The sequence below is a fragment of the Janthinobacterium breve genome, assembly GCF_051380895.1.
Classification (GTDB): domain Bacteria; phylum Pseudomonadota; class Gammaproteobacteria; order Burkholderiales; family Burkholderiaceae_D; genus Janthinobacterium.
In genome coordinates this window covers 87599-101037 of the sequence record NZ_JBNYXY010000014.1, presented here as the reverse complement: position 1 = coordinate 101037, position 13439 = coordinate 87599, and the positions used below count along the sequence as shown (strand labels likewise).

The window sequence follows — 13439 nt, the reverse complement described above, 5'->3', positions numbered from 1 at the left end:
CCTGCAACCCGCCGATGGCGTCCATGACCGGCCATGCTGCCGGCCTTCCGGCAGTTTCTCGTCCTGTAGCATTGTTGTTCCCCCGCATCCACCCCATGAGAAGTGCCGCCAGAAGCTGGCTGCCCATGGGCGATTCATTCCAGAAATTTTTTGATTGAGATCCTGATGCCACTGCCAAAATTACCGAGCAAGCCAGCCACCATCCTGGCCACCCAAGATTACCCAAGCGCAGGCGCAGCGCGCCCGGCCACCAAAACCCCGGCAGCCAAGAAAGTGGCTGCACCCATTATTGAAGCGGCGATCGCCGAAGTTGCCAAGCCGGTCCGCAATGCGGCCACGAAGATCAAGCAAGTGGCGGCCCTGATGGTCGCCAAGCCGGCGCCTGCGCCAGCCGTTGCCGCGCCTGCGGCTCCGGCCAAAGCCGCGCCGGCGACGAAAGGCAAAGTCACGCCGATCAAATCCGTCAAACAGGTCGAGCAGCCGCATCCCGCCAAGCACAAGGCGGTCGAAGTGCAGCTCAAATCGTCCGCCAGTCGTGCCGCCGACCAGCGCGGCATCAGCAAGCTGTTCGTGCTCGACACCAACGTGCTGATGCACGATCCATCGTCGCTGTTCCGCTTCGAGGAACACGATGTGTACCTGCCGATGATGACGCTGGAAGAGCTGGACAACCATAAAAAGGGCATGACGGAAGTGGCGCGCAATGCACGCCAGGTCTCGCGTACCCTCGATGCCCTGATCAGCAATACGGATGACGACGCCATCGAACACGGTATCTTGCTGTCCAAGCTGGGCAACAAGGATGCCAAGGGCCGCTTGTTCTTCCAGACGCGTTTGCAAAGCGCCGACTTGCCGGCTGGTTTGCCAGTGGGCAAGGCCGACAACCAGATCCTGGCCGTCGTGCGTTCGCTGGAATCGGAACAGGAAGGCCGCCCCGTCGTGCTGGTGTCGAAGGACATCAACATGCGCATCAAGGCGCGCGCCCTGGGCTTGCCAGCCGAAGATTACTTCAATGACCATGTGCTGGAAGACACGGACTTGCTGTACTCGGGCATCGTGCAGCTGCCGGACGACTTCTGGAACAAGCATGGCAAGGACATGGAATCGTGGCAGGAAAGCAAGAACGGCTACAGCTCCACCTTCTACCGCGTGACGGGCCCCTTCATTCCATCGCTGCTGGTCAACCAGTTCATCTATCTGGAACCGAAAAACGGCGAAACGCCGTTCTATGGCCAAGTGAAACAAATCAACGGCAAGACGGCCGTGCTGCAAACCTTGCGCGACTTCAGCCACACCAAGAACAATGTGTGGGGCGTGACGGCGCGCAACCGCGAGCAGAACTTTGCCCTGAACTTGCTGATGAATCCGGAATGCGACTTCGTCACCCTGCTGGGCCAGGCCGGTACCGGCAAGACCCTGCTGGCCCTGGCCGCCGGCCTGGCGCAAGTGCTGGAAACCAAGCTCTACAATGAAATCATCGTCACCCGCGTGACGGTGCCCGTCGGCGAAGACATCGGTTTCCTGCCAGGCACGGAAGAAGAAAAAATGTCGCCATGGATGGGTGCCTTCGACGACAACCTGGAAGTGCTGAACAAGTCCGACTCCGATGGCGGCGAATGGGGTCGTGCGGCAACGCAAGACCTGATCCGCTCGCGCATCAAGATCAAGTCGCTCAACTTCATGCGCGGCCGCACGTTTGTAAACAAGTTCCTCATCATCGATGAAGCGCAAAACTTGACGCCGAAGCAAGTCAAGACCCTGGTCACGCGCGCCGGTCCCGGCACGAAGATCCTGTGCCTGGGCAACATCGCCCAGATCGACACGCCGTACCTGACGGAAGGCTCGAGCGGCCTGACCTACGTGGTCGACCGCTTCAAGGGCTGGACCCACAGCGGCCACGTCACCCTGGCCCGCGGCGAGCGTTCGCGCCTGGCCGATCACGCCAGCGAAGTACTGTAAGTTGTATCGGGCGGCGCAAGCCGCTTCCACAACAGAAAGCCCCGTCTGCAGCGATGCAGACGGGGCTTTTTCATGTGCGCGACTATTCGCTCCGACATGTTCTAATACCGCTCTCTTTCCTCCTGGACACTTTGCACTATGCATCCCGCCTTTCAGTTGCTGCTCTGCCTTATCCTTTTCATGCTCATCCACATTTCCGTCATGGCCGTGTGCGCCCTTGCCTTTGGCATCACCGTGCGCAGCATCAGCTACGGCGTAGGCCCCACCTTGCTGACCTGGGGGAAAGTCCACGTCAAGCTGCTGCCGCTGGCCGGCAATGTGGTCCTGAAAGATACGCGCGAGGAAACGCTGTATGACGACGATCTCTGCCGCGACGCCTACAACTTCCAGCCGCTGTGGAAACAGGTGCTGCTGCCCCTGAGCGGTGTGGCTGTGCTGCTGGCCCTGGCGTTCGTGATACTGGGCGCGCCGGGCTGCGAGCACTTTGTCGCTGCCTTTGGGCAAATCTTCCACGGCGCGCTGGCGCCGCTGTCGGCGGCGCAGGAATTGCTGGGTGAAGGCGAAACGTTTGCCCGCACGCACGGCCTTACACTGGTATTCGCGTTGATCACCTTAAAACTGTGCGCCTTCAACGTGCTGCCGTTTGCCGGCTTGAACGGGGGACAGGCGCTGCTGGCCATCGCGCGCGGCGGCAAGCCCTATGTGGCGTGGGAAGAGACGGTAGCGAAGTGGCTATTGCTGCCGGGGCTGGCGATCTTGCTGGCGTGGGTCGTGGCGTTCGGCGGGTATGGCTGGAAAGCAATGGCTGCATAACTGCCACCGCCAAACCAATGCCTGCCGTCAGCATGCACTGGCCGGCAGGCTGGACAGAAAAATACGCTTAGTTCACCCGCTTCGCTGGCATGTCCTGCCCTTCCTGGCGCAATACCAGCTGCTCGGTCTTGCCGCTGGCATCCTTGCTGAAACGCACTTCCGCATCGACTTCATTCGAGAAGAAAGCCGTATCGCTCATCGGCAGCATGGCCAGCTTGCGGAAACCCGTCACCTGGGCGAAGAATTTATCGCCTTCGCGCGTCACTTCCAGGTACACCTCGGGCGCCAGCGCGTAACGGCCCACGTAGCCATCGAATTGCGCGTGCGTCAAGGCGACCACGGCGCGGGCCGGCTTGACGGCGCTGGCCCGTTCATGCACGGACTTCGACTCGCCGCCATCGTTGAGGATCAACTGCGCTTCACCCTTGGGGCCTCGCTCGAACTCGGCAGTAGTGAGGGTATTCTCAATCAAAAAACCATTCGGCGAGTAGGCCAGCAGGCGCTGCGCCGGGCGCCCCGTACGCTGCAGCAGCAGGGTGCCCTCGAAGTTGCGGATCGTATAGCCGGCCCTGTCATTGATGGCGTACACGCCAGCATACGCATCGAGAATGGCGGGCTTGAGCGTGATGACCTTGATCTCGGGATACGGCCGGCCCACGCGATGGCGGCCGCCTTGCGGGCGACCACATCGGGATCGACCAGGCCCGTGTCCGAGTTTTCCAGCACGGCCACGTAGACTTTTTCCTTCGGCAAACGCATCGCATACGTGGCAAAGCCATTGATGCCGCCGCCATGGTGGATGACGGGCGTGTTTTGCCAGGTGCCCAGCATCCAGCCATAGCCGTAGCGGGTGGCCTTGCCATCGTTCAGTTTTACCGGCGTGAACGCTTGCTGCCAGGTGGCGGCCTTGAGCAGCTTGCCGTCCGAAATGGCCGCATCCCAGCGCGCCAGGTCGTCCACGGTGGAGACGAGCGCGCCGGCCGCATACGGCTGCGTCATGCTCAGGGGCAAGTTCGGCACATAGGCCTCGCCCGAACGGATATGCCCGGCCGCGCGCTTGGCCGGCCGGCGCTCGTGGCCTTCATATGCGGTGTCGTTCATGCCCAGCGGCACAAAGATCTGCTGTTCCATGAAAGCGGCATACGGCTGGCCCCCAGCTTTTTCGATGATGGCGCCCAGCAGAAAGTAGCCGGAGCTGCTGTAGCGCCATTGCGTACCCGGTTCAAAATCGAGCGGATCGTTCTTGAAGAAATCGATCATCTGCGCCACGTTCAGGTCTTTCGTGCTGTTAGGCACGAATTCAGGCTTGACCGTGTAGTCGTGGATGCCGGACGTGTGCGCGAGCAGCTGCTCGATCGTGATTTTCTTGCCGTGGGTCGGATAGTCGGGCAGGAACTTCGTGATGTCATCGGTGATGGCCAGCTTGCCCTGGTCGGCCAGCAGCAGGATGGCGACGGCCGTGAATTGCTTGGAAATGGAGCCCAGGCGCAGCGACATGTCGGGCGTCAGCGGCTGGCCATCCTGCACACTGGCAAGGCCGTACGCCTTGCGCAACAGGGGCTGGCCATCCTTGACGACGATGACGACGGCGCCCGGTTCCGTGGCCTTGTAATAGGGAGCGATGCTGGCATCGATCTGCGCGGCCAGCGCTTGCTGCTGCTGGCTCAGTGGAGCGGGCTGGTCGGCCCAGGTGGACGGTGCTTGCAACAGGATCAGGGTGGCGAGGCAGATGCTGGAAACTTTAAACATGCACATCACTTTCATAGGAAGGATACACGAGCTGACCATGCCCCTGGCGGCGGCTATCGGGATAATGGAATTACCATAGGAAATATTTCCATTTAGCTCAGCGAGCCTAACAGACGCCCCTGCGGCAAATCTCTCCCTTTGTCACGCGTCGCAATGCACGCCAGCTTGCCGCTATGATTTTTGGGATACCTATCGTATGCTCGACTCAGTGCCGCACTGAAACGACAGCAGGAAGAACACCGCAAGAAGATCCTGCCGCGACAGGATACGAAGCGCTGAAATTCACAAAAATACTTACAAATGAAATATTCATTCATGAAATGAATAACACCTATCGCCACTGTGAATTGGCTGGAAACGGGTCTGCGGCCTATACTCAAGCCGTCTCCCCTACATTGTTTCCCATGCACACCCTGCTCAGCCCGCACACACAGCGGGCTTTTTGTTCCCGGCATTTGCCATTCTGTCTTTCCCCCCTTACCGATCACCAGCCCCAAACCGGGAGCACAGCATGATCGTGCGCGAGCGTCCATCGGCGCTACGGCTGTTCCTGGTGGTGCGCGGCTCCGTCCTGCCGCGCATCCGCACCACCCTCATCGTCAACACCCTGATCGCCACCCTCGTCACCTGGTGCCACGGCACCCTGTTCGACCACAAGGTCATCCTCACCACCATCCCGTTTACCCTGATTGGCTTGCCGCTGGCCATCTTCCTTGGCTTTCGCAACACGGCCGCCTATGACCGTTACTGGGAAGCGCGCAAGCTGTGGGGCGAACTGGTGTTGCGCAGCCGTAATTTCTCGCGCCAGTGCCAGACCATGATAAGCAGCGATACGCCAGCCCACGCCAGGCTGGGCCTGGACGATGTGCGCGTGCGCATGATTTACCGCGCCATCGCCTTTTGCCACGCCCTGCGCCACCAGCTGCGCGACACACGCGGACCGGCCGACTTGCAGCCGCTGTTGCGCCCGGCCGAATGGGAAGCGGCATGCAAGGCCGCGAACCCGTCCGACTACCTGATGCTGCAGATGGGCCACGACCTGGCCGACTGCGTGCAGCAAGGCCGTATCGACAGCATCCTCACCGCACAGATCGATAACACTGTCTCGGCCATGGTAGCGGCGGGCGCCTCGTGCGAACGCATCCGCAGCACGCCGATTCCCTTCTCGTATTCGCTGCTGCTGCACCGCACGGCTTATCTGTACTGTTTTCTGCTGCCCTTCGGCCTAGTCGACTCGCTGGGCTTCATGACGCCCTTCGTCGTCGCCATCGTCGCCTATACCTTCTTTGGCCTCGATGCTCTGGGCGACGAGATCGAGGAACCGTTCGGCGAAGATGCCAACGACCTGCCCCTGTCGGCCATGTGCCGCGCCATCGAAATCAGCTTGCGCGAATCCGTGCAGGATGAGAATGTGCCGCCGCCCATGCAAGCCGTCGATTTTCTGCTGAATTGATCGGCACGCCAGCTTTTCCCTTGACCTTACCATCGGGGGAAGGCTTACAGTGGGTGCACTTAATCATTCAAGGAGTGCTTGCCATGTATCAGTTACAAGTTGAAAACATGAGCTGCGGCCATTGCGTCGGCTCGGTCACGAAAGCGGTGCAAGGCATCGATCCGCAAGCACAGGTGCAGATCGACCTGGCCAGCAAGCGCGTCACGGTGGAATCGCCCGCCGAACTGGGCGCCATCAGCGCGGCTATCGTGGAGGCCGGTTACCCCGTCACCAGCGCGCAGTAACAGCAGCGGCATCAACAAGACAGCCGGCCCTCGCGCCGGCTGTTTCTGTTTACCCGTCCAGTTCGGGGTAGTGGCGAAAGATACCTTCCTCATTGAACGCGATTCTGCGTTTCGATTGCAGGTAGCGGGCAATATGCGGCCGCGCCGCCACGGCGTCGTGCAGCGCAAACAGGGCGGGATACCGGGGTGCCAGGCGCGCCATGGCTTGCGGAAACGCATAGCGCAGGCCAGCCAGCATCTGGAACAGCGACAGGTCGCCATAAGTGAGCTTTGCGCCTACCAGGTACTGGCCACGGCTGCGATTGCTCAGCAAGACCTGGGTGAAATAATCGAGGAATTTGGGCAAACGTGTTGCGCGGAAGTCCGCGCTGCGCAGCATGGCCGCCTGCTGTTGCTCTTCGTAATATTGATTCATCGACAGCGGATGATGCGTGTCGTGCACTTCCGTCAGCCAGTCGGCCATCGTCAGCTGCAGCTGGTTCAGCCACAGGCGGCCACTTTCCGCGCGCGGCGCCAGGCCCAGGCGCCGGCCCAGGTACAGCAGGATATTCGTGGTCTGGCCGATCAGCACCTCGCCATCGCGCAACACGGGCGGCGCGTAGGCGGCCTGTGGCGTGCTGTCGCCATCGAGACAGGCCAGCATGGCCGGCATGCCCTGCCCCTTGCGCTCGGGCAAACGGGCGATATCGCGGTAGTCGGCGCCCTCCTCTTCCAGGGCCAGGCGGATGAATTCGCCACGACCCTGTATCGTGGGCCAGTAATACAGGTCATACGCCATACACACCTCCGTTGATTTACATCAATGGCAGCAAGCCTTCACTTCCGTTTCGCCGGCCAGCCCCAGGCTTTGCAAGATGGGGCAATCGGGCTTGTCGTCGCCGTGGCACGATTGCGCCAGGTGGGCCAGGGTATCGCGCATTTCCGTCAGTTCGGCGATGCGTGTGTTCAGATCGGCGACGTGCGCCAGGGCGATGCCTTTCACGTCCGCGCTGGCACGCTGGTCGTTTTGCCACAGCGACAGCAGTTCGCGGATCTGCTCCAGCGAAAAACCCAGCCCCCGCCCGCGCTTGATAAAACGCAAGGCGTGCAAGTCGTTCGGCGTGTAGATGCGGTAACCGGCGTCGCTGCGCGCGCTGGGTTTTAGTAAGGCAATGCTTTCGTAGTAGCGTATCATTTTTGCCGATACGCCCGTTTCACTGGCTGCCTGGCCGATATTCATCCTATGACTCCTTGGTATGCGAGCTGCGCGCTTTCCAGCGGCGCAGCAACAGGGCATTGCTGATCACGCTGACGGAACTGAAGGCCATCGCCGCGCCCGCCACCATAGGGTTGAGCAAGCCGAAGGCGGCCAGCGGAATGCCGATCATATTGTAGATAAAAGCCCAGAACAGATTCTGCCGTATCTTGCTGTAGGTGCGGCGCGAGATATCGATGGCGTCCGCCACCAGGGCAGGATCGCCGCGCATCAGGGTAATGCCGGCCGCGTGCATGGCCACGTCCGTGCCCGTCGACATGGCGATACCCACGTCGGCGGCGGCCAGCGCAGGCGCATCGTTGATGCCGTCGCCCACCATGGCCACCTTGGCGCCCGCGCCTTTCAGTGCGGTGATTTTAGCGGTTTTATCGGCCGGCAGCATTTTCGCCGCCACCGTGTCGATGCCCAGCAGCTTGCCGACGGCATCGGCGCTACCCTGGTTGTCCCCGGTCAGCATCACCGTGCGGATGCCCAGGCTATGCAGATGGGCAATGGCCGCCTGCGCATTCGGCTTGACCTGGTCGCTGAAGGCGAACAAGCCCAGCAGTTCCGATCCCGAGGCCAGCCACGAGATCGTATTGCCCGTGTTTTCCAGCGACAATGCCTGGCTGGCCAGCGGTGCCAGGTCCACGTGCAACTCCTGCATCAGCCGCGTGCTGCCCAATTTCAGTTCCAGACCATCGACGTGGGCCGCCAGGCCGCGGCCTGGCAAGGCCGACAGGCCCGTGGCTGGCAAGGGTTCGATGTGGCGCGCACTGGCCGCATCCAGCACGGCCGTAGCCAGGCTGTGCTCGCTGCCGCGCTGGATGCTGGCCGCCAGTTGCAGCAGCCGTGCGTCCTCGATGCCGTGCGCGTGCAGGGCCGCCAGGGCCGGTTTGCCGATGGTCAAGGTGCCCGTCTTGTCAAACACGACGGTATTGACGGCGTGCGCCACTTCCAGCGCTTCCGCATCCTTGATCAGAATGCCGTAGCGGGCGGCCACGCCCGTGCCGGCCATGATGGCCGTCGGCGTGGCCAGGCCCAGCGCGCATGGGCAAGCGATGACCAGCACGGCCACGGCATTGATGATGGCATTTTCCAGCTCACCGGTGGCAAACCACCAGCCCAGCATCGTCAGCAGCGCCAGCACCAGCACCACGGGCACGAAGATGGCGCTGACCTTGTCGACCAGATGCTGGATGGGCGCCTTGGCCGCCTGCGCGTCTTCCACCAGGCGGATGATGCGCGACAAGGTCGTCTCGCCGCCCACGGCCTGCGTGCGCACCAGTAATAAACCATCGGCATTGATGGCGCCGCCCGTGACCTTGTCGCCCACATGCTTATCCACGGGCAAGCTTTCGCCCGTGATCAGGGACTCGTTGATCTGGCTGGCGCCTTCCACCACCACGCCATCGACGGCCACCCGTTCACCAGGGCGGATGACCACCAGGTCGCCCACTTTCACCTGTTCTACGGGCAAGTCGATCTCGACGCCGTCGCGTCGCACGCGGGCCGATTCCGGACGCAAGACTTGCAGCGCGCGGATGGCCGAGGCCGTCTGGCGCTTGGCGCGGCTTTCCAGCCATTTGCCCAGCAACACCAAGGTAATGACGACGGCCGAGGCCTCGAAATACAGGTGCGGCAGCATCGCGCCCGGGGTCGACAACTGATCGAGCCACTGGTAGACGGACAAGCCATATGCGGCGCTCGTGCCCAAGGCCACCAGCAAGTCCATATTGCCGCTGCCGGCGCGCGCCGCCTTCCAGCCCGCCTTGTAGAAACGCGCGCCAAAGTAAAACTGCACGGGCGTGGCCAGGACGAACTGCAGCCAGCCGGGCAGCATCAGGTGGATGCCGGCCCACTCGAGCAGCATGGGCAGCATCAGGGGGAAGGCCAGCACGGCCGCGAATGCCACTTTCATGCCGTCGCGGTTGGGCACCGCAGCAGGCGCGCTGGCCTGGCTGGCGGCGGGTACCGTGGCGACATAGCCGGCCTTGTCGATGGCGGCGATCAGGGTGCCCGCCTCCAGACCGCCCGTCACCTTGATGCGCGCGCTTTCCGTGGCCAGGTTGACGCTGGCGGCCAGCACGCCCGCTACCTTCAGCAAGGCTTTTTCCACCCTGCCCACACACGAGGCGCAGGTCATGCCGGCGATGTTCAGGTCGATCTCGCGCTGTGCTACCGTATAGCCAGCCTTTTCCACGGCCGCCTGCAGGGTGGCCAGGGAAATCGGCGTGCTGGACGTGACCTTGGCCACTTCGGTGGCCAGGTTGACGCTGGCCTGGGTTACGCCGGGCACGGCGGCCAGCGCCTTTTCCACCCGGCCCACGCACGAGGCGCAGCTCATGCCTTCGATGGCCAGCGCCTGCGCATGCGCGGCGGCGGGAGGGGAAGCGGCGGGAGCAAGTGCACTCTGGTTCATGGCAGATCCTGTACGAAAGATTAACGAATAGGATCAGGATCTGCTATCCCATGATGGGAAGGTCAAGCCCTATTTGTCAGGTGTGCCGGACTTGCTGGAAACAGCTTAGCGCACCACGCAATCGATGGCGGCAGGCTTGCCGGGGCCAGCGGCAGCACCCGCGCCGGACGACGTCGACACGAAAGCCGGTGGCGGCGTGAACTGCATGCCGGGATTGGCGGGCAGCAACACGGGCGGCTGCTTGACGTTGGGCGTGAAGCCGAACTGACCGGCGGCAAAATTTTGCGACCCGGCAGGATTGGTCACCTGAATCAGGCCATCGAGCACCTGTACATATAGGCCGGGAGCCCGCCCTTGCCCTGCCGACGGAGCAACATAGGCGGCAACAAACGTCGTGCCGCGAATGCCGATGGTGGCAGCCGGCGTCTTCATCTCGAAGCGCTCCTTGTTGCGCTTGCCCAGCAAGCCCGTGACGGAACGCAAACCACCCTTGATGAGGCTAAAGATGGCGTGGTCGCCATCGGGCTGCTCGGCCGTGTAGCTGAATTGCTCGATCACGAAACTGGTATTCGGTTTCAAGGTGATTTCGCTATTGTCGATCAGCCTGATCAAGGCATAGGTCTCTTTTTCCGTCAGCAAGGTATCGCCCTGCTCGACCTCGGACTTGATGGCCAGGATTTTCACCTTGCCATCCGCCTTCTTGGCCATCAGCGGACCACTCAACTGCATCACCGTGCCCGCCACCTGTCCGGCCCAGGCATGCGCGCCCAGGCACATCAGGGCCAGCCACAACAAGGCCTTAGTTGCAGAACGTTTTTTTAGCAGTGTCATTGTCTTTGTATCCTGTTGATTTACCTGTGGCACCGGCAACATCCTTATCGTCCTTCACCTTGTCATCATTCTTGGCTGGCGACATGGAAGCGAGCGGGGCGTTGGCACGGTCGGCCTGCTTGATGACGCGCAAGACGTCATTGATGATAGAGCTCGTGGCGAAGTCGATCACTGGCTTGTCGATGGTCGTGGCGGGCAGGAAGATGAGGTCCGGCATGGCCACCGCACCGTTCGGCGCCAGCAAGCTGACGTTGGCGCGCTGACGGTTGATGCGCACGCCCGCTCCACCCGTGATGCTGCCCGTTTTCGCCAGCACGCTCATGCTGGCCGCCGCCGGCAAGGTAAAGCTGGCCGTGTCCGCAAAGCGCACATTGCCACCCCCGCTGGCGCTGAAATTGCCGCCGCCGAGGACTTTGGCATTGCCGTCGACACGGATATCGCCGCCAGCCACCAGGCTGATGTCGCGCGTAGCTGTCAGCTGCGCGCCATCGCCCAGCAGCACGTCCGTGCTGGCATTGAGGGCAATGTCATTGCCCGCGATCTTGCCGTTGACGGTGACGGGGCTGTGCGCCGTCACGCTGACGTTGCCACCATTCGCATTGATATTGCCAGCCGTGACGCCACCCGTGTTGTCGATGGCGATATTGCCCGCGCCAGTGGTCAGCGTTCCCAGGCTCAAGGTGCCCGGCGCCGAAGTATTGTTCAGCACAATGCCGCCCCCTGCGCTATTGCTGGCGGTAAAACTGCCCACCTGGTTGCCCGCGTTGCCCAGCACGATGCCATTTTTCGCCTGCACCGTCAGGCTGCTGGCGAGCAACGCGCCGTCCTGGCCGATGGCGCCATTCAGTGCGCTCAGCCGCACATCGTTCGCCGCCAGGCTGGCGAAGCGCAAATCGCCAGCCGCTTGCGTGATGGCCAGCTGGCCCGCCAGCCGGATGGCGCCGGCCGCCTGGCTGAAGCTGTTGGCGACAAGCAAGTTGCCGTTGCCGCTCAGCACGCCGCCACCTTGCGCATAGCGGTCCGCCGACAGGCTGCCGTTCAGCAGCAAGCTGCCACCGTTGATTTCCAGGCCGGCCAGGCCGCCCAGCACGGAGCCGTCGAGCGCGCTTTCACCGAGGGTCAGGCTGCCGCCCGTCAGCAGCAAGCCCGTCGCCGAATTCAAGTTTTTCAGGACGGTGTTGCCGGCCGCCGCACTGTAGGTGACGATACCCTTGCTGTGCGAAAAATCCACTGCCAGCACGTTTGCGCCTTCCGGCACCACGCCGCCGTCCCAGTTGGCGGCATCGCTCCACAAGCCATTGCCACTGCCGATCCAGGTGGACAATTGTTTTTGCGCAATCGTTGCCTGTACCGTGCCGCCCGTCGTCTCCAGCGTGTAATTGCCCGCATCGGCGCCCGCCAGGCGGAAACCGCTGGCCGTCACCAGCTTGCCCGTACCCGCATTCTTGTCGGCAAAGCTGCCGCTGCCGCCTACCACGCTGACCACATCCTGGCCCAGCACGCCATTTGCCGACGCGCTGACGGCCGCGCCAGTGGTGCCGTCATACACTTTGCCGGCGGCGCTCAGGCCTGCCAGCGTCAGGCTGGCGGGCGTAATGCTGGCCAGCAAGCCTGTCGGCAAGACGATGAAGTAATTGCCCGCATCGGCGCCCGTCAGCATCGCGCCGCTCAGCTGCACAGCCTTGGCCGTGCCCACGTTTTTGTCCGCAAAGCTGGCCATGACCGAGGCCGTCAAGCTGTCGCCCGCGAGGCGATCATCGCCCAGCAGGCTCAGCTGCACGCCCGTCGTGCCATCGTAGACCTTGTTGCCGGCCACGCCAGACAGGTTCAGCGCGCGCGCGCCGATATCGGCCGTGGCGCTGCCTGCATTGCTGCTCAACACGTAGTTGCCAGCATCCGCACCGTTCACGCCCACGCTCGTCACCGTGACGGCCTTGCCGGCACCGGCGTTCTTGTTGCCAAAGGCGGCGCTACCGCTCACGCTCAGGGCGTCGCCCTGGATGCGGTCGTCGCCAAAGTTCACTTGCGCGCCCGTCGTGCCGTCATATGTCTTGTTGATACCGCTAAAACTCACGTTCAAGGTGCGTGCCGTGATATCGGCCGTGGTACTGCCTGCATTTCCGTTAAGCACATAGTTGCCCGCGTCGCCACCACTCAACGCCACGTTTGTGACATTGACGGCCTTGCCAGCACCCGCATTCTTGTTGCCAAACGCCGCATTGCCGCTCACGCTCAGGGCATCGCCCTGGATGCGGTCGTCGCCAAAGTTCACTTGCGCGCCCGTCGTGCCGTCATATGTCTTGTTGATACCGCTAAAACTCACGTTCAGGGTGCGTGCCGTGATGTCGGCCGTGGTACTGCCTGCATTTCCGTTAAGCACATAGTTGCCCGCGTCGCCACCACTCAGCGCCACGTTCGTGACATTGACGGCCTTGCCAGCACCCGCATTCTTGTTGCCAAAGGCGGCGCTGCCGCTCACGCTCAGGGCGTCGCCTTGGATGCGGTCGTCGCCAAAGTCCACTTGCGCGCCCGTCGTGCCGTCATATGTCTTGTTGATACCGCCAAAACTCACGTTCAGGGTGCGTGCCGTGATGTCGGCCGTCGTATTGCCGGCATTGCTGCCCAGCACATAGTTACCCGCATCGCCACCACTCAGCGCCACGTTTGTGACATTGACGGCCTTGCCAGCACCCG

Annotated in this window: 11 protein-coding genes; 4 read left to right on the top strand and 7 right to left on the bottom strand. The window is 62.3% G+C overall.

Annotation, left to right across the window (positions count from 1 at the left end; translation table 11 throughout):
• Positions 1–165: 165 nt before the first annotated feature.
• Positions 166–1959 carry a PhoH family protein gene (locus ACQ4W0_RS26215; RefSeq protein ID WP_436579413.1) on the top strand — a complete coding sequence of 598 codons (1794 nt, stop codon included), beginning with the start codon at positions 166–168 and terminating at the stop codon, positions 1957–1959.
• Positions 1960–2097: 138 nt separating this feature from the next.
• On the top strand, positions 2098–2772 hold the full coding sequence (locus tag ACQ4W0_RS26210) for a site-2 protease family protein (RefSeq protein WP_436579412.1): 675 nt from the start codon (positions 2098–2100) through the stop codon (positions 2770–2772).
• A 67-nt stretch (positions 2773–2839) separates the two neighbouring features.
• On the opposite strand, the gene ACQ4W0_RS26205 is transcribed toward ACQ4W0_RS26210, so the two are convergent.
• Both ACQ4W0_RS26205 and ACQ4W0_RS26200 read right to left on the bottom strand, forming a co-directional pair.
• On the bottom strand, positions 2840–3244 hold the full coding sequence (locus ACQ4W0_RS26205) for a DUF3471 domain-containing protein (RefSeq protein WP_436579411.1): 405 nt from the start codon (positions 3242–3244) through the stop codon (positions 2840–2842).
• Positions 3241–4521, bottom strand: coding sequence for a serine hydrolase domain-containing protein (locus tag ACQ4W0_RS26200; protein ID WP_436579410.1), 1281 nt, complete (start codon positions 4519–4521; stop codon positions 3241–3243). The genes ACQ4W0_RS26205 and ACQ4W0_RS26200 overlap by 4 nt, the downstream gene beginning before the upstream one ends.
• A 511-nt stretch (positions 4522–5032) precedes the next feature.
• Between ACQ4W0_RS26200 and ACQ4W0_RS26195 the strand changes: the two genes are divergently transcribed.
• Both ACQ4W0_RS26195 and ACQ4W0_RS26190 read left to right on the top strand, forming a co-directional pair.
• A complete protein-coding gene (locus ACQ4W0_RS26195) occupies positions 5033–5974 on the top strand; it encodes a bestrophin family protein (RefSeq protein WP_436579409.1) in 942 nt (313 codons plus the stop codon).
• An 83-nt stretch (positions 5975–6057) separates the two neighbouring features.
• Entirely contained in the window at positions 6058–6258 is a 201-nt protein-coding gene (locus ACQ4W0_RS26190) for a heavy-metal-associated domain-containing protein (RefSeq protein WP_426070799.1), read from the top strand.
• Positions 6259–6307: 49 nt separating this feature from the next.
• Here the strand turns inward: ACQ4W0_RS26190 and ACQ4W0_RS26185 are convergent, their stop codons facing one another.
• The 5 genes from ACQ4W0_RS26185 to ACQ4W0_RS26165 all read right to left on the bottom strand — a co-directional run.
• A complete protein-coding gene (locus ACQ4W0_RS26185) occupies positions 6308–7036 on the bottom strand; it encodes a glutathione S-transferase family protein (RefSeq protein ID WP_436579408.1) in 729 nt (242 codons plus the stop codon).
• Between the two features lie 21 nt (positions 7037–7057).
• Positions 7058–7477 (bottom strand): Cu(I)-responsive transcriptional regulator, encoded by a 420-nt coding sequence (cueR, locus tag ACQ4W0_RS26180; protein ID WP_436579407.1) that lies wholly within the window; start codon positions 7475–7477, stop codon positions 7058–7060.
• A 1-nt stretch (position 7478) separates the two neighbouring features.
• The gene (locus tag ACQ4W0_RS26175; RefSeq protein ID WP_436579406.1) at positions 7479–9914 is read right to left on the bottom strand and encodes a heavy metal translocating P-type ATPase; all 2436 of its coding nucleotides are present in this window, start codon (positions 9912–9914) and stop codon (positions 7479–7481) included.
• Between the two features lie 105 nt (positions 9915–10019).
• Complete coding sequence (locus ACQ4W0_RS26170) at positions 10020–10745, bottom strand: FecR family protein (protein WP_436579405.1); 726 nt, start codon at positions 10743–10745, stop codon at positions 10020–10022.
• Positions 10714–13439, bottom strand: a 2726-nt coding sequence (locus ACQ4W0_RS26165; RefSeq protein WP_436579404.1) for a beta strand repeat-containing protein, incomplete at its 5' end; no start/stop codon positions are given. The genes ACQ4W0_RS26165 and ACQ4W0_RS26170, both read right to left, overlap by 32 nt.